Annotated in this window: 20 protein-coding genes; 8 read left to right on the top strand and 12 right to left on the bottom strand. The window is 59.4% G+C overall.

The features are described from left to right. Positions 1 to 13: 13 nt before the first annotated feature. Positions 14 to 793: a S6 modification regulatory phosphodiesterase RimA gene (gene rimA, locus PMI24_RS08125; RefSeq protein ID WP_007952688.1), complete on the bottom strand. Its 780-nt coding sequence runs from the start codon at positions 791 to 793 to the stop codon at positions 14 to 16. A gap of 116 nt (positions 794 to 909) precedes the next feature. Between rimA and PMI24_RS08120 the strand changes: the two genes are divergently transcribed. Next, on the top strand, positions 910 to 1,317 hold the full coding sequence (locus PMI24_RS08120) for an RNA-binding S4 domain-containing protein (protein WP_007952687.1): 408 nt from the start codon (positions 910 to 912) through the stop codon (positions 1,315 to 1,317). A gap of 68 nt (positions 1,318 to 1,385) precedes the next feature. Here the strand turns inward: PMI24_RS08120 and PMI24_RS08115 are convergent, their stop codons facing one another. Then, positions 1,386 to 2,186, bottom strand: coding sequence for a phosphatase PAP2 family protein (locus PMI24_RS08115; protein WP_007952685.1), 801 nt, complete (start codon positions 2,184 to 2,186; stop codon positions 1,386 to 1,388). A gap of 104 nt (positions 2,187 to 2,290) precedes the next feature. Here PMI24_RS08115 and hslO point away from each other — a divergent pair, with 104 nt between their 5' ends. Both hslO and PMI24_RS08105 read left to right on the top strand, forming a co-directional pair. After that, entirely contained in the window at positions 2,291 to 3,193 is a 903-nt protein-coding gene (gene hslO, locus PMI24_RS08110; protein ID WP_007952683.1) for an Hsp33 family molecular chaperone HslO, read from the top strand. A gap of 181 nt (positions 3,194 to 3,374) precedes the next feature. After that, a complete protein-coding gene (locus tag PMI24_RS08105; protein WP_007952682.1) occupies positions 3,375 to 4,916 on the top strand; it encodes a phosphoenolpyruvate carboxykinase in 1,542 nt (513 codons plus the stop codon). A 170-nt stretch (positions 4,917 to 5,086) separates the two neighbouring features. Here PMI24_RS08105 and PMI24_RS08100 read toward each other — a convergent pair whose 3' ends face one another. The 5 genes from PMI24_RS08100 to PMI24_RS08080 form a co-directional block, all read right to left on the bottom strand. Next, positions 5,087 to 5,359, bottom strand: a complete 273-nt coding sequence (locus PMI24_RS08100) for a type II toxin-antitoxin system RelE/ParE family toxin (protein WP_007952681.1) — start codon at positions 5,357 to 5,359, stop codon at positions 5,087 to 5,089. Further along, positions 5,359 to 5,802, bottom strand: coding sequence for a hypothetical protein (locus PMI24_RS08095; RefSeq protein ID WP_007952680.1), 444 nt, complete (start codon positions 5,800 to 5,802; stop codon positions 5,359 to 5,361). Before PMI24_RS08095 ends, PMI24_RS08100 begins: the two co-directional genes overlap by 1 nt. Positions 5,803 to 5,959: 157 nt before the next feature. Then, positions 5,960 to 6,259 carry a hypothetical protein gene (locus PMI24_RS08090; protein WP_007952679.1) on the bottom strand — a complete coding sequence of 100 codons (300 nt, stop codon included), beginning with the start codon at positions 6,257 to 6,259 and terminating at the stop codon, positions 5,960 to 5,962. Between the two features lie 347 nt (positions 6,260 to 6,606). Then, on the bottom strand, positions 6,607 to 7,734 hold the full coding sequence (locus PMI24_RS08085) for a hypothetical protein (RefSeq protein WP_007952678.1): 1,128 nt from the start codon (positions 7,732 to 7,734) through the stop codon (positions 6,607 to 6,609). Positions 7,735 to 7,836: 102 nt separating this feature from the next. Further along, complete coding sequence (locus PMI24_RS08080) at positions 7,837 to 8,118, bottom strand: hypothetical protein (protein ID WP_007952677.1); 282 nt, start codon at positions 8,116 to 8,118, stop codon at positions 7,837 to 7,839. 304 nt (positions 8,119 to 8,422) lie between these two features. On the opposite strand from PMI24_RS08080, the gene PMI24_RS08075 reads away from it, so the two are divergent. The 4 genes from PMI24_RS08075 (at position 8,423) to PMI24_RS08060 (ending at position 12,803) form a co-directional block, all read left to right on the top strand. Next, positions 8,423 to 8,926, top strand: coding sequence for a hypothetical protein (locus PMI24_RS08075; RefSeq protein WP_007952668.1), 504 nt, complete (start codon positions 8,423 to 8,425; stop codon positions 8,924 to 8,926). A gap of 153 nt (positions 8,927 to 9,079) precedes the next feature. Continuing rightward, complete coding sequence (locus PMI24_RS08070; protein ID WP_007952666.1) at positions 9,080 to 11,008, top strand: RecQ family ATP-dependent DNA helicase; 1,929 nt, start codon at positions 9,080 to 9,082, stop codon at positions 11,006 to 11,008. Between the two features lie 108 nt (positions 11,009 to 11,116). After that, positions 11,117 to 12,340, top strand: a complete 1,224-nt coding sequence (locus PMI24_RS08065; protein WP_007952664.1) for a 3-hydroxyacyl-CoA dehydrogenase — start codon at positions 11,117 to 11,119, stop codon at positions 12,338 to 12,340. Between the two features lie 31 nt (positions 12,341 to 12,371). Beyond that, a complete protein-coding gene (locus tag PMI24_RS08060) occupies positions 12,372 to 12,803 on the top strand; it encodes an acyl-CoA thioesterase (RefSeq protein WP_007952662.1) in 432 nt (143 codons plus the stop codon). Between the two features lie 55 nt (positions 12,804 to 12,858). On the opposite strand, the gene PMI24_RS08055 is transcribed toward PMI24_RS08060, so the two are convergent. The 4 genes from PMI24_RS08055 to PMI24_RS08040 all read right to left on the bottom strand — a co-directional run bounded on the left by PMI24_RS08055 (position 12,859) and on the right by PMI24_RS08040 (position 17,748). Further along, a complete protein-coding gene (locus tag PMI24_RS08055) occupies positions 12,859 to 13,341 on the bottom strand; it encodes a YMGG-like glycine zipper-containing protein (protein ID WP_007952660.1) in 483 nt (160 codons plus the stop codon). Between the two features lie 242 nt (positions 13,342 to 13,583). Continuing rightward, entirely contained in the window at positions 13,584 to 15,932 is a 2,349-nt protein-coding gene (locus PMI24_RS08050) for an FdhF/YdeP family oxidoreductase (protein WP_007952652.1), read from the bottom strand. After that, positions 15,929 to 16,768 (bottom strand): formate dehydrogenase accessory sulfurtransferase FdhD, encoded by an 840-nt coding sequence (gene fdhD / locus PMI24_RS08045; RefSeq protein ID WP_007952649.1) that lies wholly within the window; start codon positions 16,766 to 16,768, stop codon positions 15,929 to 15,931. Before fdhD ends, PMI24_RS08050 begins: the two co-directional genes overlap by 4 nt. A 92-nt stretch (positions 16,769 to 16,860) precedes the next feature. Next, positions 16,861 to 17,748 carry a LysR family transcriptional regulator gene (locus tag PMI24_RS08040; RefSeq protein WP_007952647.1) on the bottom strand — a complete coding sequence of 296 codons (888 nt, stop codon included), beginning with the start codon at positions 17,746 to 17,748 and terminating at the stop codon, positions 16,861 to 16,863. A 139-nt stretch (positions 17,749 to 17,887) separates the two neighbouring features. Between PMI24_RS08040 and lysM the strand changes: the two genes are divergently transcribed. Continuing rightward, entirely contained in the window at positions 17,888 to 18,337 is a 450-nt protein-coding gene (lysM, locus tag PMI24_RS08035) for a peptidoglycan-binding protein LysM (RefSeq protein WP_007952645.1), read from the top strand. Positions 18,338 to 18,430: 93 nt separating this feature from the next. Here lysM and yrfG read toward each other — a convergent pair whose 3' ends face one another. Continuing rightward, positions 18,431 to 19,093 (bottom strand): GMP/IMP nucleotidase, encoded by a 663-nt coding sequence (gene yrfG / locus PMI24_RS08030; RefSeq protein WP_007952643.1) that lies wholly within the window; start codon positions 19,091 to 19,093, stop codon positions 18,431 to 18,433. Positions 19,094 to 19,162: the final 69 nt, after the last annotated feature.

The following is a 19,162-nucleotide window of genomic DNA, read 5'->3' as shown; positions in this document are numbered from 1 at the left end:
AAAAAACCAACGATTAACGCGTCCACGCTTCAGGGGACACCTGGGCTAACGCTTTGAATGCGGGTCTGGCGAACCAGTAACCCTGCATCAGAAATATTCCGCAGTCCGCCAGGAAATCCCGTTCACCCGCACTCTCTATGCCTTCGGCGATGACTGTAACGTCCAACTCCGCACAGATTGTGACAATCCCCCGAACGATAGCCTGACGAACACGGTCACGGTCGATATCGCGGATCAGCGCCATATCGAGCTTGATCAGGTCCGGTTGGAAATCGGCCAGCAGATTGAGCCCCGAATAGCCGGCACCGAAATCGTCGATGGCCGTCTTGAAGCCGAATTCGCGGTATTCACGCAGAATATTGGTCAAATGGCGATAGTTATCTACGTGCTCGCTTTCCAGTGTTTCGAAAATCAGCCGGTCGATCGGGAAATTGTGTTTTCTGGCGGCCTCCAGGGTGCTGCGAATGCATAACTCTGGACGATAGACGGCGTTGGGCATGAAGTTGATCGACAAGTGTGTCTGCATATTAAGCTCGGCTGCACCTTCGATGGCGCGAGTCCGGCAGAGCTGGTCGAAACGGTAGCGGTTATCTTCTGTAACCTGATCCAACACGGTTAAAGCGCCTTCACCAGCCGCACCACGAACCAGTGCCTCGTAGGCGTACACCGACTCGTCACGCAGATCCACGATGGGCTGATACGCGAAGGAAAAGTCGAAGCCCAGCGGCTCGCTTTGCTGGCAGCCCAGGCACCCGGATTTGGGCGAGGTCAATGAAGACGGAAATTTGGTCACTCGATCACTCCATGCCGTTGAACCGGCGAAGATCACAGTTTATCTGGAGGGCTGGATTCTTGCGCCCGACAGAATCGGTAGTACAGTTCCGACTACTGGCTGAACGAGGAATTCATATGGCGCAAAAACAGGAAGAGGACGACAAGGTCCGTCTCGACAAGTGGCTGTGGGCCGCGCGTTTTTTCAAGACTCGCGCCTTGGCTAAAGCTGCCATCGAGAGCGGCAAGGTGCATTGTCGGGGAGAGCGCTGCAAGCCTGGCAAAGAGCCACGCATTGGCGATGAGTTCGAGATTCGCACCGGCTTCGACGAGAAGACCGTTGTGGTTCAGGCCCTGTCGATCGTGCGTCGCGGTGCACCTGAGGCGCAGACGCTGTATGCCGAGACCGAGGCGAGTATTGCCAAACGTGAAGCGGCTGCGGCGATGCGCAAGGCGGGCGCTCTGGGCGTGACCACCGATGGCAAACCGAGCAAGAAGCAGCGTCGGGATCTGTTTAAATTTCGTGGGAACAGTAGCGGCGAATAAAAAAAACGCAGCCTGCCGGCCTGGGTTCAAGACCCGCCGGCGGCTGCGTTTTTTTCAGTAACCGTTGATTACTGCGCGGACACCACACTCATCCGCGAAACCATCGGGAGTTTGCCCAGCAGCCGGAAAACCGGCGCTGTGACCTTCAGCCAGAAGTTCGCCGCGTGATAAGCAAACGGCGTGTAGTAACCCCAGCCCAGTGCCCACACTGCCAGCAGCATGCCGCCGATGTAATCGTCCTGGCCCCAATGTGCACCGGCGACCAGGCGCGGCAGCATGAACAGCAGCGCCAGGCCCCAGATCACCAGGAACTGGCCGACCGTGCGGCTGAACACGCCCATGAACAGCGCCCAGATCAGCAGCACCGAAGCATGGTCACCAGGAAAGCTCTGGCTCGAGCGATCCTTCAGTTCCCAGGTCTTCTCCAGATGCGGGAAGTAATCGCTGATATGCACCGCGCCTTCAAGCACCATCGACGGGCTGCTGTGCTGCCAGCCCATGTGATCGGCGAACTTGGAAAACAGCGCGCGGATCACCACCATCAGCAGCAGGATCGAAAAAAATCCGAAAAAGGCGCGACGCACGTCAATCGCCCTGAACACCCAGTCGCCCTTGATCAGCAGCGTCAGCAGAATCAGGCCGACGACGATGTCGAACGGTCGCAGACTTGCAATTGCCCAGATGTGGAGCCATATGGGGTTGCTGGCCAGCGGTGCATTGAGTGTGCGGAACAGCCACTCGTCGAAAATCACACACAGCATCTGACCCGTAGGCCATAACCAGAAAGCCAGTAGTGCCAATGGCACGATGTTGCACAGAACCAGCCGGCCGAGGTTCCACCTTGATTGGAACAAACCCGGATTGTTCATAAAATGCCTCCCGTGGCTGAACATCGGCATCAAAAAGGATGCCAGAAGCGCGGGATTTTCATTCTTTGTAACCATTTTGTCATCACATTCAGATACCCAGACCTATGACCGATTTCCTCGATACCGATTACACCCAACGCTTCATCTTCGATGACAGCGACACGCGCGGCGAACTGGTGTCGCTGGAGCGCAGCTATGCCGAAGTGCTCGCCAAGCACCCGTACCCGGAGCCGGTTGCGCAATTGCTGGGCGAACTGATGGCTGCCGCGTCGTTGCTGGTGGGCACCCTGAAATTCGATGGCTTGCTGATTCTTCAGGCGCGCTCCGAAGGCCCGATCCCGCTGCTGATGATCGAATGCTCCAGCGAGCGCGAAATCCGTGGCCTGGCGCGCTATCACGCCGAGCAGATTCCGGCCGACGCGACCCTCGGCGACCTGATGCCGAACGGTGTCCTGGCCTTGACCGTCGACCCGATCGCCGGACAGCGTTATCAGGGCATCGTCGACCTCGACGGCGAAACCCTGTCCGACTGCTTCACCAACTATTTCGTCATGTCCCAGCAGGTCGGCACCCGCTTCAAGCTCTGCGCCGACGGCCGTCGTGCCCGTGGTCTGTTGCTGCAGCAACTGCCGGCCGATCGCCTGAAAGACGAAGAAGAACGCGCCGCCAGCTGGCAGCACATCACCGCGCTGGGCACCACCCTGACCGCTGATGAACTGTTGAGCCTGGACAACGAAACGGTTCTGCATCGCCTCTACCATGAAGAGCAGGTTCGTCTGTTCGATGTGCAGAAACTGCGCTTCCACTGCAGTTGCTCCCGCGAGCGTTCGGGCAATGCACTGGTCAGCCTGGGTCTGGAAGATGCGCAGGCGCTCGTGGCCGAGCAAGGTGGAAAAGTCGAGATCGATTGCCAGTTCTGCAACCAGCGCTACCTGTTCGATGCGGCAGATATCGCTCAATTGTTCGCTGGCGCGGGCGTCGAGACGCCGTCAGATACCCGGCACTAAAACGGTTCAGCGCAGGTAAATTCACTGCTCAACGACGGAATAACGCCGTTACGACGGGAGGGCCCTACTCTTTTTGGGCTTTTCTGGCATAATCCGGCCCACTTTTTTCGCGGTAGTAGTGCACGACTTTCTACTACAAAACGTTTGGAGCACACTCGGCCACTGGCCGACGGGGAACCTCATGACGCAAGCCAATAACGCCGTGTACACCGATCTGAGTGTTGATGATCTGGTAAAAGAAGCCCTGAACCGCGGTGAAGGCGAGCTTGCCGATACCGGCGCTCTGGTAGTTCGCACCGGTCACCGCACCGGCCGTTCGCCAGTCGACCGTTTCATCGTTGAAGAGCCTTCCACCCAGGCTGCCATTGCCTGGGGCCCGATCAACCGCAAGTTCCCGGCCGACAAGTTCGACGCGCTGTGGGCTCGTGTTGAAGCATTCAACAACGCGCAAGAGCATTTCGTTTCCCACGTGCATGTAGGCGCGGCCGAAGATCACTACCTGGCCGTGAAGATGACCACCCAGACTGCCTGGCAGAACCTGTTCGGTCGTTGCCTGTTCATCAACCCGGCTCAGTACAACCCGGCCGGTCGCGAAGAGTGGCAAGTGCTGAACGTCGCCAACTTCGAGTGCGTGCCTGAGCGTGACGGCACCAACTCCGACGGTTGCGTGATCATCAACTTCGCTCAGAAGAAAGTGCTGATCGCCGGCATGCGTTACGCCGGTGAAATGAAGAAAGCCATGTTCTCCGTGCAGAACTTCCTGTTGCCGGCCGCTGACGTGCTGCCAATGCACTGCGCTGCCAACATCGGCGAAGAAGGCGACGTGACCCTGTTCTTCGGTCTGTCGGGCACCGGCAAGACAACCCTGTCCGCCGACGAAAGCCGTTACCTGATCGGTGACGACGAACACGGCTGGGGCGAAGGCGTTGTCTTCAACATCGAAGGCGGCTGCTACGCCAAGTGCATCGACTTGTCCGAGAAGAACGAGCCGGTCATCTGGAAAGCCATCAAGCACGGCGCGGTACTGGAAAACGTCGTGATCGACGATGCCAAGCACGCCGACTACGCCGATGTCAGCCTGACCCAGAACAGCCGCGCGGCCTACCCGCTGGAGCACGTTGCCAAGCGTTCCGAGAAGAACCTGGGCGGCGAGCCTAACGCTGTGATCTTCCTGACCTGCGACCTGACCGGCGTCCTGCCGCCAGTATCGATCCTCAACGAAGAACAAGCGGCCTACCACTTCCTGTCCGGCTACACCGCTCTGGTGGGCTCGACTGAAATGGGTTCGGGCAGCGGCATCAAGTCGACCTTCTCCACCTGCTTCGGCGCACCGTTCTTCCCGCGTCCGGCCGGCGAATACGCTGAACTGCTGATCAAACGCATCCGCGGCTTCGGCTCCAAGGTCTACCTGGTCAACACCGGCTGGACCGGCGGCGGCTACGGCGTCGGCAAACGCTTCAACATCCCGACCACTCGTGCAGTGATCGCAGCGATCCAGAGCGGCGCGCTGATCGGTGCAGCCACCGAGCACCTGGACACCATCAACCTGGACGTGCCACTGGCCGTACCGGGCGTCGAAACCAACCTGCTCAACCCACGCAACACCTGGGCTGACAAGGCTGCGTACGACGAAGCTGCAAAAGCACTGGCCGGTCTGTTCATCGAGAACTTCAAGAAGTTCGAAGTGAGCGACGCGATCAAGGCTGCCGGGCCTAAGTTGTAAGACTTAGTTCTGGTGAATGAAAAGCCGCCTCTTGAGGGCGGCTTTTTTGTGGGTGACGGGTTGGATTTCATTGTCAGATCAACTGCCATTATTCCCGCACAATCCGCGTTAAACAGCCAGAATAATGCTACTTAAGGAGGCGCGAACTCCTAGCATTTTCTCTCCAGCCATCATGGCCATTGCCGTCTGGTATGCAGCACTCGTAGCATTTCCACAACATCAACTTTGACTGTGTAGATGATGACGTAGTTTGGAGTGACGACGATTTCGCGGGTACCTCCCGCGATACCTTTTCGGTACAGGGCTGGGTGGTGCCGAGCGCTTTCTCCTTTCAGTTCGAAGGCCTCATCTAGTTCAATCGCTGCAGCGGGATTTTCCTGGCCGATACGCTCCATGATGTTGTCTCGGTCATCCAGCGCCTCTTGGCGCCAGACCAACCTCATCAACGTACTCGCTGACGCAGGGCATCCCGCTTGGCGGCAAATATCCTGCGAGCGTCTTCATCGCTGACGCTGGGTCTTGGGTCATCAATGCTGATTTGTACCTGTTGCTTGACCCATTCCTCATACGCAGCTGCTTCATGAGCTTGTTTCATCGCTTCGGCGCGATCAGGGCGGGCATAGGTTTTTATCTGAAGAGGGTCATAACTGGAGGTGTCCACATCGAAGTGATTGATGCCCACTCCTTGCAGGTAGGTCACCAGTGTTTCGAACCGCTTGAACAGACGTACCTGGCCACTGCGTTGTGCGGTCAGTGAGTATTCTTTGCTTCCTTGCTGAATCTGAATTGACCAGCCACCGGGTTTGGCGACGATATGTGCGCTACTGATCGAACCGTTCTCAAACAGTCGCGTGAGAGTGCTGTGATCAATGGTTTCAGTGGTCATGAAGGCAAGCCCTTGGTTGAACAATGGCTCCCATCGTACGCAATCAATAATAGTTTGCAAAATTCTGATCCTTAAGTTTCGCGCCGGAGATGTCAGCGTCAGTGTTCGAGATAGGGGCAGGCAGTTCTAGCTGTGAACACGCCTGCCGAGGAGTTCGTCAGGCCGGCGCTTTCCAGTTGAGCATTCGTTGCTGGGCGACCTGGAGCAGGTCATAACCGTCTTTGGTGAGAAGGTAGAGCGCGTGGGTGATGTGCGGGATGTCTTCGACATCAGCGTGTTTGAAGCAGAGGCAGTAGAGGGTTTGCAGCAGGTCGCTTGAGGCGCGCAGGCGCTGGACGGCGCATTCGAGGATGTCTTGCGGGTTGGCTTCGGTGTCGATGACGAGGGGCTTGGTGTCGGTGAGGTTGGAGTCGAGTGGGCGGTAGCGATCGGAGTGGAGCTCGTTCCATGATTTCATTTTTTAGATCCTCAATTGCTTCGAATGAAGCCACCACATCGTGACCAAGCGACTGGAGGCGACTGTGTTCGGGTTGGTCAACCGGTGAGGATCATGCACATACCCGGCACGCTCGAAAGCGTCCCAAACACAGCCACCATAACGCTGCTGGCAATTGAGTGCCGGCAGCATACAGCGGACGCGAATGCATGATCCATTCGGGTGACCAAGCCCGAGCCGCTGAATTGGCAGCGACAGTCACAACTATAGGTTTTGGCCCACCGGCGCCGATAGAAGACAAGGCGCCGCTGCGTGTAGGAACGGGATGCAGATTCCGGCAGGTCGTTCCTACAGATCAATCACGGTTTTCAACGAATCGCCCGATACCCCTCAACATCCAGCACACTCGTGGTCAGCCCTGTCGCCGGGCTGAAGATCGTGCCTTTCACCGTCGAAAACGGAACGCCTTTGCTGCCCAGCGAAACGTAGCGTTCGCCCTGATCCAGCTCGGTGAACCAGGTGTAGGAGCACTTCTCCATCGCCTTGTATTTCGCTGCCGCGTTGACGATGGCGGCGGTGTGGTTGCGAAGGTCGGCGTCGGTGAGGTTGAGGTTTTTGTCGAGTACGGTGCCCCAGCGTTTCAGGCAGACCTCGGCAAAGTGGCGGACGATGAGGCCGGGTTCTGCCAGCACTTTTGGACCACTGTTGCCGTCGGCGGAGGCGTTGCCGACCAGGGTGGCGTGACGGCCGGGCATGGGGAAGATGCTGGTCTTGGTGCCGGTCGCAGTTTGTGGGATGGCGCAGCTGAAGCCCTTGGAGCGCTCATCCCGCGCATAGAAACCCACATACTCTTTTACGTTGGCGTTGAGCTTTACCCGTTGTTCCTGAAAGTTACCGATGCCCGGCACCGGGTCGATGGCAAAGATATTCACTGGAATGTTTTTCAGTGCACTGTCGCTGAACATGGCATTGGCCAGCATATGACAACTGATACCGCCGCGGCTCCAACCCACCAGATTGACTTTTGTTGGAATAACACCGTCCTTGCGAAAGGTTTTAATAATCTGTTCCTGTAACTTCTGTTGCGTGACGCTGCGATCGCCATAGTTATATTTACGCCACAGCCAGGAGCCTTCGACTTTTACTTCTTCAATCGGGATGCCGGCGGCTTTGAGGCGGTTGTATTCCGCTTCGGTCAGTTGCTCGCGCTGCCAGTCGCACTTGCCTTTGATGATGTTCATCGCGTGCAGGACGTTTTCCTCCCAGCCCTTGCCGAACAAGGTCCCGCTGAGGCCGTAGTCCTTGGATTGGGTGAACAGTTCATCGGCTTGCAGGTTGCTGGTGCCGGGGCCATCGACCACGATCCATTCGGCGAACTCGCGACCGACGTGATGAGAGGCAAGTGTGGAGACCAATTCACCGTCCCAATAGTTTTCGTGGGCGTTATCAAACTTTGTCGAACCTGTACCGCAAAAGAAAATAGTCAGCGTAGTCATGTTATTGCTCTTGGTTGATGTAAGAGCAAACAGGCTAGTTCCAATCTTTGTTGTAATGGAAGTGAGGGGTTGTTGCGAACTTTGTAAGTTGGTCAGCTGGCGTTAACTATTTATTCGTTGTCTGGCAACTTCCAGCAAGTCACAGCCGTCCTGCGTCAACAAATAAAGCGCATTGACGATGTTGGGGATATCTTTCACGTCGGCCTGTTTGAAACACAAACAGTAAAGAGTTTCCAGCAGATCACTGGCGGCACGCAGGCGTTGATCGGCGGCATTGAGCAAATCACCCGGTGCTGCTGCGGTGTCGATGACCATTACCGGGTTGTCGCCGTCGCAGGTCTTGAGAGGGCGAAAACGAGTATTCAGCGGTGTGAACATGTTCATGATTGAGGCGTGTCCTTTACGAAGTCGCTTCGGCGGGCCGACACAGTGTTTTCAGTCGCGCCGGCCACTATAGAAGGGTGCCGTCGAGTGGGACAAGACAGCCACAATGGACAGAATTCGTAGGGGTTTTTCCGGGGTCCGGGCATTTGCCCTACGCGTTTTTGCGGCTTTTTCACAGCCAAACCCTGATGGGCGAAATTTCCTACGTGTTTGTCGGGCGATTCCCGTTAAAGATCTGTATGGTGCGCGCCAGAATCCGTGGGGTGTTTCCAAACGTCCGACACAGACTTAAAGGGAATTAGGTATGCAGTGGCTACGAATGGCCTCGATCGTTTTGCTATGGGCCAGTGGTTGTCGTTTGGCGTTGGCCTCCGAGGCGGGCAATGGACTGGTGCTCACCCAAGTGGAGCGCACCGAATGGCCGGATGCACTCACGACCCAGGCCAGCATCGACACGGCGTCCCGCGCCGAAGTGCTGATGTTCGGCAAGGCACTGCTGGCCAGCGAAGGCCTGGATGAATCCGGGCTGAAACAACGTCTGGGTGTGCCGCATGTGCAGCTCAAGTCGATCCGCCAGGTGCGTGACGGCCTATGGGATCGTTTGCTCACCACCTATCGCAACGCCAGCCAGAACTGCGATGAGCAAGCGTTCTGTCCACGGGTGCGCAGTGTCGCCGACCTGCGTCAGTTGGCGGCGGCATTCACCGGTGATATCAGCCCGGCCCATGCGCTGTGGGCCAGCAAAAGCCAGGGCGTGCATGAGCAGCTATTGAACGAGCAATTGCGAGTGGCGGTGTTGCAGCCGTAGCCCCACTGTTACAGTCCCGCCGTCACGACGTTGGCCAAAGGCTGGAGGTCGTCGGGTATCATCCCGTATCGATTTGACCCCCGACCTTTTCTCGACTCGCTGCGATCGCCCGCTAGGCTGTTGGCATCACAGCGGTCAACGGAGTGACAGCGAATGCACAACACCCTGGAACAGGTTTTCGGTTATCCACAGTTTCGACCCGGCCAGGAGACCGCAATCAGCGCCGTTCTCGCCGGGCGCTCGGCCGCCGCGATATTTCCCACCGGCTCCGGCAAGTCCCTTTGTTACCAGGTCCCGGCACTCTTGCTGCCACACCTGACTTTGGTGGTCTCGCCGCTGCTGGCGCTGATGCAGGATCAGCTCGAGTTTTTGCGACGACACGGGATTTCGGCAGGCAGCATCGATTCGGCGCAGAGCCGCGAAGACGCCAACGATGTGATGGCTCGCGCCCGTTCGGGCGAACTGAAGATCCTGATGATTTCCGTGGAGCGCTTGAAGAACGAGCGCTTTCGCAACTTTTTGCAGCAGGTGCCGATCTCGCTGCTGGTGGTGGACGAGGCGCACTGCATCTCCGAATGGGGCCACAACTTCCGCCCCGACTACCTCAAGCTGCCGGACTACCAGCGCCAGTTCAACATCCCGCAGACCCTGCTGCTGACCGCCACGGCAACGCCGAAGGTCATCGCCGACATGCAGGCGAAATTCGCCATCGCGGCAGAAGATGTGGTGACCACCGGTTTCTATCGACCCAACCTCAATCTGCTGGTCGAGCCGGTGCGTGGGCAGGACAAGCGCCGACGGCTGGTGGAGTGGATGAGCGAGCGCGCGGGGCAGCCGAGTATTGTCTACGTCACCCTGCAGAAAACCGCCGAGCAGATTGCCGAACATCTTGAGCGCAATGGCATTCAGGCGGAGGCTTATCACGCCGGTTTTCCCCATGAGCAACGGGACGGGATCCAGAAGCGCTTCATGGGCGGGCAGTCCAATTGCATCGTCGCCACCATCGCGTTCGGCATGGGCATCGACAAGAGCGACATCCGCAACGTGGTGCATTTCGACCTGCCCAAATCCATCGAAAACTACAGCCAGGAAATCGGCCGCGCCGGGCGTGACGGACAGCCGTCCGACTGCCTGGTGCTGGCCAACCGCGACAGCCTCAATGTGCTGGAAAACTTCGTGTATGGCGACACGCCGGAACAGGACGGCATTCGTCATGTGCTGGACGAGTTGCAGGCCGCCGCGCCCGAAGGCCAATGGGAATTTCTGCTCGGGCCGCTGGCAGACCAGAGCAACATTCGTTCGTTGCCTTTGAAGACGTTACTGGTGCAGCTGGAGCTGCGAGGGCTGATTGCCCCGCGCTACGCGTACTACGCCGAATACCGTTTCAAATACTTGCTGGAGCCCGAGGCGTTGCTTGAGCGTTTCGAGGGCGAGCGAAGGGATTTCGTTACCGCGATCATCCAGACCTCAAGCCGCGCGCGCACCTGGGCCACGGTGAATTTCGAGGCGATGTACGAGCAGTATTCCGCCGAGCGCAATCGGGTGGTGAAGGCGCTGGATTACTTTCAGGAAAAGGGCTGGGTCGAGCTTGAGAGCAAGCAGATGACCGAGGTCTACAACGTCCTGCGCGGCGATTTCGACAGCCAAGCCCTGAGCGCTGAACTGCATGGGTATTTCACCCGCCATGAGCAAGCCGAAGTGGCGCGGATTCACGCCATGCTCGAGCTGTTCGCCACCGAGCGATGCCTCGGATATCGGCTGGCCGAATATTTTGGCGATCACAATGCGCCGCAGCAGTGCGGACATTGCTCGGTGTGTCACGGGCACGTCGCCCGGTTGCCGGCGCCTCCGGAACTGCCGGCGCTTGTGGATAAAAATTTTGCGGCGTTGTGTGGCGATTTTATCCACAGGCATCAGCAGCACGCTGGCAGTGCTCCGTCGGCGGAGCGATTGACCCGATTCCTGTGCGGAATCAGTGTGCCGTTGTTTACCAAGCTCAAGGCGCGGGCCATTTCCGGGTTTGCGGCGCTGGAGGAATATCCTTACGCCGAGGTTCGGGCCTGGGCTCAGGCGCATCTTTGAGCCTCGAATCCATCTGCTGAATGTCGATCATCACGGCAATGAACTTCAAAAATGCCCGATGGCTGACTATGGTGATGGCTGTCTTCGGATCGCCAACAAGAGAACAACATGAGCCAGACATCCTTCGCTATTCAGCAGGCCGCCGTGATCGGCGCCGGCACCATGGGCCGCGGCATCGTCATGTGCCTGGCCAACGCCGGCGTGTCAGTGCAGTGGGTCGATAACAATCCACAGATGCTCGAGCAGGCGCTGTCCACCGTGGCCGATACCTACGCGCACAACGTGCGGCAGGGGCGGATCGACCAGGCCGAGGCCGATGCGCGGATTGCCCGTGTCAGTGCGGCGGCAGACTATGTGGCGATCCGCAACGTCGACCTGGTGATCGAAGCGGTGTACGAAAACCTCGAGCTCAAGCAGAAGATCTTCCGCGAACTCGATGGCGTGCTGAAGCCCGAAGCGCTGCTGGCGAGCAATACCTCGGCGCTGGACATCGACGCCATTGCCGCCGCGACACGACGCCCGACTCAAGTGCTGGGTCTGCATTTCTTCAGCCCGGCGCACATCATGAAGTTGCTGGAAATAGTCCGTGGCGCGCAGACCTCGCCGGCGGTGCTCGAAGCCGCGCTTGAGCTGGGCAAGCGCATGGGCAAGGTCAGTGTGGTGTCGGGCAACTGCCACGGTTTTATCGGCAACCGCATGCTCCATCCGTATGTGCTCGAAGCACGCAAGATGTTGCTCGAAGGGGCGTATCCGCATCAGGTCGATGCGGCGTTGCAGAGTTTCGGTTTCGCCATGGGGCCGTTTCGCATGTACGACGTGGTCGGCATCGATCTCGAGTGGCGTGCCCGCGAACTGGCCGGCAAGGGGCAGGACGCGCCCGAGGTTCAGGTGGATAACCGTTTGTGCGAAATGGGTCGGTTCGGTCAGAAATCCGGCAACGGTTATTACCACTACGAGCCGGGCAGCCGTCAGGCCGAGCATGATCCCGAGGTCGATGCGCTGGTGTTGAGCGTCAGCGAAGGGTTGGGGTTTCATCGGCGGGATATCGGCTCGGAGGAGATCCTTGAGCGGTGCTTGCTGGCGTTGGTCAACGAGGGCGCGAAGATCCTGCAGGAAGGGATTGCAGAATCGGCGCATGACATCGATCAGGTCTATCTGAATGGCTATGGCTTCCCGGCGGAGCGAGGCGGGCCGATGGCCTGGGCGGACGATCAGGGGCTGGCCGACATTCATAAACGGTTGCTGGCGCTGGAGACCCGGCAGGGCGATCACTGGCGTCCGGCGCCATTGATCGGCGAGCTGGCGACGCGAGGCAAGGGTTTTTACCTTTAGACTGGGCAGATTACTCCAGGAATCGACACTGATGTCCAACCCGATGCCGCAACGCAGCGATTACCCGCACTTCCAGCCGATCACCACGCGCTGGCATGACAACGACGCCTACGGCCACGTCAACAACGTCACCTATTACAACTACTTCGACACGGCGGTGAACACGTACCTGATCCAGGTCGGAGGGCTGGATATCCATGACGGCGAGGTGGTGGGGTTTGTGGTGAGTTCGTCCTGCGACTATTTCGCGTCGATCGCTTTTCCGGATCGAATCGAGATCGGTCTGCGGGTCGGCAAGCTGGGCAACAGTTCGGTGCAATACGAACTGGCGGTGTTCAAGGAAGGAGAGGTGGAAGCCTGTGCCGCCGGACGTTTCGTGCATGTATTCGTCGACCGGGCATCCAATCAGCCGGTGTCGATTCCGGCCCCATTGCGTGATGCGCTGGAACGCCTGACGGTGTGACAGGCAAAAAAAATCGCAGCCCGGGGGAGCTGCGATTTTTCTTCAAGCCTTCGCCTCAGCGGTGGCGATAGTACTTGTGATGCTTGCGATGGCCGTAGGCATGACCGCGACCACGGTGGTCGTCACGGTAGTAGCGACGGTCATCATGGCGACGATCGTAACGACGATCATCGTCATCGCTCTTGTTACCCATGTAGTTGCCCAGCGCGCCACCCGCGCCGCCGCCGGCTGCTGCGCCGATCAGGCTGCCGGTGGTACCGCCCATGCTGCGGCCAACCACGTTGCCGCCAGCTGCGCCCAGCGCACCGCCGATGGCTGCTTCGCCACGGCTGCGCTTGTCGGCGCCGACCGCACTACCACCCGCGCCGCCAAGGGCTGCGCCAATGGTTGAACCTGTACTGCCGCCTAACGATTGACCGACGACCGAGCCAAGAACCCCGCCCAATGCGCCGCCCACACCTGCTTCGGTGGTGCCTCCGGCAGAAGCGAAGCCACTGACCAGGCCAAGGGACAACAAGAGAATCGAGGAGAACTTCATAGAGGAGCCTCAAAGGGATGACGGCGCGATCCTGAGGCTCTGGAATGGGTGTGACAATCGAAATCCGACGAATAACACGACTTGTATACAATTCTGCAAGTTACTGATTTTTGGGCGGAACTTAACGGTTTTTCGCCGGTCTTTAGCTACTTCGGACAGGCCGCTTTGATCACAAAGCGGCCTTTTTTGTGGGCGTTTGAAAAGTGTCTGCGCTCCCACGCAGAGCGTGGAAGCGATCAGGATCAGGCCGACCTGGCCATGATCAGTCCCGTCTCACTCGCCGCTTCCAGGCGAATGGCAATGAACTTCGATGTCGGCGTATGGCTGCCATCGCCGGTGCTTTCCAGCGGCACCAACGGGTTCACCTCAGGGTAATAAGCCGCCGCCTGCCCCGCCGGAATATCGAACGCCAGCAGCGTGAAGCCCTTCACCCGACGCTCGCGGCCGTCGTCCCACAGGGACACGATGTCAGCCTTCTGCCCCGGCTTGAAGCCCAGGCGGATGATGTCTGCCTCGTTGGCGAACAGCACATCTCGTTGCCCCTTCACGCCGCGATAACGATCGTCGAGACCATAAATCGTGGTGTTGTACTGATCGTGGGAACGCATCGATTGCAGAATCAGATCCGGCAGTTTGCCAGTAGCGCGAGTGCGCTCGTGGATCAGATCCTTGGGCAGCATGTTCGGCTTGAAGTTGGCCCGGCCTGACGTGGTGTTCCACTTGCGCGCGCCGGCGCTGTTGCCGAGGTAGAAACCGCCCGGGTTCTTGACCTTCTCGTTGAAATCCTTGAAGCCCGGGATGGTGTCGGCGATCAGCTCGCGGATGCGCCGGTAGTCGGCCACCAGCCAGTTCCAGTCCACCGGTTTGCTGCCCAGGGTCGCGGCGGCGATGCCGGCGATGATCGACGGCTCCGAGCGCATCTGGTTCGACAGCGGCTGCAACTGACCGTTGGAGGCGTGCACCATGCTGAACGAGTCTTCCACGGTGACGGCTTGCGGGCCTTCGGTCTGGATGTCGATGTCGGTACGGCCCAGGCACGGCAGGATCAACGCGTCCTTGCCGTGAGCCAGGTGGCTGCGGTTGAGCTTGGTGCTGATCTGTACGGTCAGGTCGCAGTTGCTCAGGGCCTGGAAGGTGCGCGGGCTGTCCGGCGTGGCTTGGGCGAAGTTGCCGCCCAGACCGATGAACACCTTGGCGCGACCTTCAGCCATCGCGTGAATCGCTTCGACCACGTTGTGCCCGTTGTGACGCGGCACCTTGAACTGGAAGCGACGCTCCAGGGAATCGAGGAACGCCACCGGCGGACGCTCGTTGATGCCCATGGTGCGGTCGCCCTGCACGTTACTGTGGCCACGCACCGGGCACAGACCGGCGCCGGGTTTGCCGATGTTGCCGCGCAGCAGCATCAGGTTGGCGATTTCCTGGATGGTCGGCACCGAGTGGCGATGCTGAGTAATGCCCATCGCCCAGCACATGATCACGTTCTTGCCTTTGGCGTACATGCGCGCCGCTTGCTCGATTTCCACCAGGGTCAGGCCGGACTGCGCGACGATCTGCTCCCACGGCGTGTCATCGACGACGCCCAGATACTCGAGCACGTTGACGCTGTGTTCATTGAGGAAGTCGTGATCGAACACTGCCGGCGCACCGGCCTTCTGCGCATCGCGTTCCCATTGCAACAGGAATTTGGCCATGCCACGTAGCACTGCCATGTCACCGCCCAGCGCCGGGCGGAAGTACGCGGTGTTGGTCGGCTTGTCGCCGTTGGTGAGCATTTCGATCGGGTGCTGCGGATGCTGGAAGCGTTCCAGACCACGCTCTTTCAGCGGGTTGATGCACACCACCTGGGCCCCGCGTTTCACCGCTTCACGCAGCGGCTCGAGCATGCGCGGGTGGTTGGTGCCCGGGTTCTGGCCCCAGACGAAAATCGCATCGGCGTGTTCGAAATCGTCGAAGGTCACGGTGCCTTTGCCGACGCCGACACTTTGCGCCAGCGCCACACCGCTGGCCTCGTGGCACATGTTCGAGCAGTCGGGGAAGTTGTTGGTGCCGAAGGCGCGCACGAACAGTTGATAGAGGTACGCCGCTTCGTTGCTGGCGCGGCCCGAGGTGTAGAACTCGGCCTGATCCGGACTCGACAGCGCTTGCAGGTGTTTGCCGACCAGCGCGTACGCATCGTCCCAGCTGATCGGTTTGTAGCGATCGGTTTCCGCGTCATACACGACCGGCTCGGTCAGGCGACCCTGATATTCCAGCCAGTAGTCGCTCTGCTCCAGCAACGCAGTGACGCTGTGTTTGGCGAAGAATTTGCCGTCGACCCGACGCTTGGTCGCTTCCCAGTTCACCGCTTTGGCGCCGTTCTCGCAGAACTTGACCATGCCGCTTTCCGGCGAATCGCCCCAGGCGCAGCCCGGGCAGTCGAAGCCGCCGTTCTGGTTGGTCTTGAGCATCATGCGCAGGTTTTTCAGCGCGTTGTCGCTGGTCAGCCAGGCCTGGGCCACGCTGATCAGTGCGCCCCAGCCGCCGGCTGCGCCCTTGTAAGGCTTGTAGCGCGGGACGGGCTTCTGGTCGGCTTGATGGTGTTGGCTCACGAGTGTTTCTCCATTTCTGGGCTATACACCCGCGGCGCGTTTTTCTGCGGCAGGTGGATGAGATTGAGGTTGTGGCGCCGGGCCCATTGCACGGCGAGGCCGGTGGGCGCGGACAGGCTGACCAGGGTCTGAATCCCGGCCCGCAAAACTTTCTGGATCAATTCGAGGCTGCAACGGCTGGTGACAATCGCCAGCCCGCCGGCTGTGGATATCTTTTGCCGGATCAGGCCGCCGATCAGCTTGTCGAGGGCGTTGTGCCGGCCGATGTCTTCGCGGCCCAGCAGCAATTCACCGCTGGCGTTCATGAACACCGCCGCGTGCACCGCGCCGCAGTGTTGGCCCAGCGGCTGGAACGCGCCGATGCGCTGACGCAGACCGTCGAGCCATTCGATGGGCGGCAAAGGGGCGCCGGGCAAGACCTTGAGATCAGGCAGCGCCTGCTCGACTGCTTCCACGCCGCACAATCCGCAACCGCTGGTGCCGGCCAGTTGCCGACGCTGCTGTTTGAGGTTCCAGAAGGCGCGGTTGGCGATGGTCACTTGCGCGTATTGCGCCGAACCCGAACCGGTCAGTTGCAGGTCGTAGATGTCCGAGGCGTCTTCGATGATGCCGCTGCCGAGGCTGAAGCCGACGATGAAGTCTTCAAGGTCGGTCGGGGTGACCAGCATCACGGCCTGGCTGATGCCGTTGTAGGCAATCGCCAACGCGACTTCTTCGGCCAGCGCGGTGCTGGCCGATTCCGCGAGGGGAAGATCGCTGTAGCTGTAGGTCTGACTGGCGGCAGGCGCGGGCGTTTCGAGAGCAGGCGCCGCGCAGGCCGGGCGCTTGGCGTTCATGGCATCACCGACGGATTGATCAACGTTAAGACTAGGCGCGGCAAGTTGTCGCGTCTAATCGCTAGTGTCGATCCCTCGATAGATGCCGTCGATCAAGCGTCCGTTGGTGATTTCTGATAAAGCGCGAAACAGGCCTCGGCCAGCGCCGAACGTGGTGCCCCGCGACGCATGATCAGCCCCAGTCGGGCGAGGGTCTGGGCGTTTTCGATGGGTTGCAGGCGCAGGTTATCGGTGAGGTTTTCCAGGCCGCCATCCAGCGGCATCACCGCGCAGCACAGCCCGCCGTGCACAGCTTGCAACAATTGGTGAACGGCGTCGGTTTGCAGCAAGGGTTGCGGGGTCAGACCACGGCTGTGGAAGTTATGGTCGATGGACTGGCGAAAGTGCATGCCGCTGGTGAGCATGCCCAGGGGCAGTTCGATCAGTGATTCCCAGCTCAGCGGCGCTTCGCCAAAGCTGAAGAACCGCTGGTCGTAGAGCAGGCCCATCTGCGTTTCACTGAACGCCAGGGATTCGAAACGCTCGCCGTCGAGGCGATCCAGGTAAGACACGCCAATATCGATGCGATTGTTCGCCAGTTGCTCCAGAACCTGTTCCGAGCTCAGCGAGGACAGTTCGAAACGCAGGTTCGGGTGTTGCCCGTGCAGGCGTTGCATCAAAGGCAGGGCATCGAAACTCGACAGCGGCACCACGCCCAGCCGCAGGGTGCCGATCAGATTGCCGCGACAGGCCGCCGCTTCCGCCTGCAAACCGTCATAAGCCGCCAGCACCGTGCGCGCCCAGGCCAGCACCCGTTCGCCCGGCGCAGTGAATCCTTCGAAGCGCTGGCCACGGTTGACCAGCGGCAGGTCGAGTTCTTCTTCTAGGCTGCGCAGGCGCATCGACAAGGTCGGCTGGGTGATGTGGCAGCGGGCCGCGGCCTGGCCGAAATGGCGGGTTTCGTCGAGGGCGATGAGGAATTTCAGCTGCTTGATGTCCATCTTCGCTCCGGGGCGCTGGCAGGGGTGGGCGATTCTACCGCTTGCGCGGGGGCAGGGTCATTGGTCGGGCCGGAACCGGGGTTGTCCGGGGTGGTCTAGGCTTTGTCGACTGACCCTTTATTCCATGGAGAGAAACGCAATGAGCCTTTTCAGCTTTCTGAAAGAAGCAGGTGAAAAAATCCTCGATGCGCTGACGCCGGACAAGGCTGAAGCCAATGGCGAGGCATTGACCAAGCACGTGCAGGACGCGCTGACCGGCATCGACACCTCGAAGATCCAGGTCAAGGTTGAAGGCGAGAAGGTCATCGCCACTGGCGAGGCGGCTACTCAGGAGGAAAAAGAAAAAATCCTCCTGGCGCTGGGCAACGTGGCCGGCGTCAGCGGCGTGGACGATCAGATCACCGTGACCGGTGGCGTTGCCGCTGCTGCAAAATTTGTCACGGTCGAGAAGGGCGATACGCTAAGCGCGATTTCCAAGCGTGTGTACGGCGACGCCAACAAGTACAACAAGATTTTCGAGGCCAACAAGCCTCAGCTCAAGCATCCGGACAAAATCTATCCGGGGCAGGTGCTGCGTATTCCTGAGTAATCGCAGATACCGCTACCGCGAGCAGGCTCGCTCCCACATTGGAATGCATTTCAGTTGTGGGAGCGAGCCTGCTCACGATGGGGACGATGCGGTCTACAGGCCCGCAATCAAATCCCGATAATCCTCGACCGCCGCAAACTCCCCGGTGTCCTTCGGCCCTTTGCGGCTGTCCGGTTCCTTCACGGCCAACAGATGCGCCACGCCGAAATTCCGCGCACTGCGCAGGATCGGCAAGGTGTCGTCGATGAACAGGCTGCGTGCCGGGTCAAAACCGATGTCGGCCTGCAAGGCGTCCCAGAATTGCGGGTTTTCCTTGGGGAAACCGTAATCGTGGGAACTGATCAGCCGTTCGAAGTACGGCGCGAGTTCGATTCGTTCCAGTTTCAGCGACAGTGAATCGCGGTGCGCGTTGGTGATCATCACCACGCGTTTGCCGGCTCGCTTGATCGCCTCCAGAAAGGTGTCGGCGTCCGGGCGCAGGGCGATCAGGTGGGCGGTTTCCAGTTTCAGTTCACGCACCGACAGCTTCAGTTCCGCGCTCCAGAAGTCCAGGCAGTACCACTGCAATTGACCGGCATGGCGCTCGAACAGCGGCTGCAATTCCATTTCCGCCATGGCCCGGCTCACGCCATGCAGTTCGGCGTAGCGTTGCGGCAGGTGTTCCAGCCAGAAGTGGTTGTCGAAGTGCAGGTCCAGCAACGTGCCGTCCATGTCGAGCAGAACGGTATCGATGTCGGACCACGGTAATGAAGGCATGGCAACGTCTCGAACGGTAGAAAGATATCCGACGCAAACAATCGGAAAAGCCGCGTTATAGTAGCGCGT

This window comes from Pseudomonas sp. GM25 (assembly GCF_000282255.1).
GTDB lineage: Bacteria > Pseudomonadota > Gammaproteobacteria > Pseudomonadales > Pseudomonadaceae > Aquipseudomonas > Aquipseudomonas aphyarum.
This window is presented reverse-complemented; position numbering and strand designations above follow the sequence as displayed.

Excerpts from the sequence above, each read along its gene's own strand:
- PMI24_RS08120 (WP_007952687.1), top strand. The coding sequence starts at position 910 with ATGGCGCAAAAACAGGAAGAGGACGACAAGGTCCGTCTCGACAAGTGG.
- PMI24_RS08115 (WP_007952685.1), bottom strand. The coding sequence starts at position 2,186 with ATGAACAATCCGGGTTTGTTCCAATCAAGGTGGAACCTCGGCCGGCTG.
- hslO (WP_007952683.1), top strand. The coding sequence starts at position 2,291 with ATGACCGATTTCCTCGATACCGATTACACCCAACGCTTCATCTTCGAT.
- PMI24_RS08105 (WP_007952682.1), top strand. The coding sequence starts at position 3,375 with ATGACGCAAGCCAATAACGCCGTGTACACCGATCTGAGTGTTGATGAT.
- PMI24_RS08100 (WP_007952681.1), bottom strand. The coding sequence starts at position 5,359 with ATGAGGTTGGTCTGGCGCCAAGAGGCGCTGGATGACCGAGACAACATC.
- PMI24_RS08095 (WP_007952680.1), bottom strand. The coding sequence starts at position 5,802 with ATGACCACTGAAACCATTGATCACAGCACTCTCACGCGACTGTTTGAG.
- PMI24_RS08090 (WP_007952679.1), bottom strand. The coding sequence starts at position 6,259 with ATGAAATCATGGAACGAGCTCCACTCCGATCGCTACCGCCCACTCGAC.
- PMI24_RS08085 (WP_007952678.1), bottom strand. The coding sequence starts at position 7,734 with ATGACTACGCTGACTATTTTCTTTTGCGGTACAGGTTCGACAAAGTTT.
- PMI24_RS08080 (WP_007952677.1), bottom strand. The coding sequence starts at position 8,118 with ATGAACATGTTCACACCGCTGAATACTCGTTTTCGCCCTCTCAAGACC.
- PMI24_RS08075 (WP_007952668.1), top strand. The coding sequence starts at position 8,423 with ATGCAGTGGCTACGAATGGCCTCGATCGTTTTGCTATGGGCCAGTGGT.
- PMI24_RS08070 (WP_007952666.1), top strand. The coding sequence starts at position 9,080 with ATGCACAACACCCTGGAACAGGTTTTCGGTTATCCACAGTTTCGACCC.
- PMI24_RS08065 (WP_007952664.1), top strand. The coding sequence starts at position 11,117 with ATGAGCCAGACATCCTTCGCTATTCAGCAGGCCGCCGTGATCGGCGCC.
- PMI24_RS08060 (WP_007952662.1), top strand. The coding sequence starts at position 12,372 with ATGTCCAACCCGATGCCGCAACGCAGCGATTACCCGCACTTCCAGCCG.
- PMI24_RS08055 (WP_007952660.1), bottom strand. The coding sequence starts at position 13,341 with ATGAAGTTCTCCTCGATTCTCTTGTTGTCCCTTGGCCTGGTCAGTGGC.
- fdhD (WP_007952649.1), bottom strand. The coding sequence starts at position 16,768 with ATGAACGCCAAGCGCCCGGCCTGCGCGGCGCCTGCTCTCGAAACGCCC.
- PMI24_RS08040 (WP_007952647.1), bottom strand. The coding sequence starts at position 17,748 with ATGGACATCAAGCAGCTGAAATTCCTCATCGCCCTCGACGAAACCCGC.
- lysM (WP_007952645.1), top strand. The coding sequence starts at position 17,888 with ATGAGCCTTTTCAGCTTTCTGAAAGAAGCAGGTGAAAAAATCCTCGAT.
- yrfG (WP_007952643.1), bottom strand. The coding sequence starts at position 19,093 with ATGCCTTCATTACCGTGGTCCGACATCGATACCGTTCTGCTCGACATG.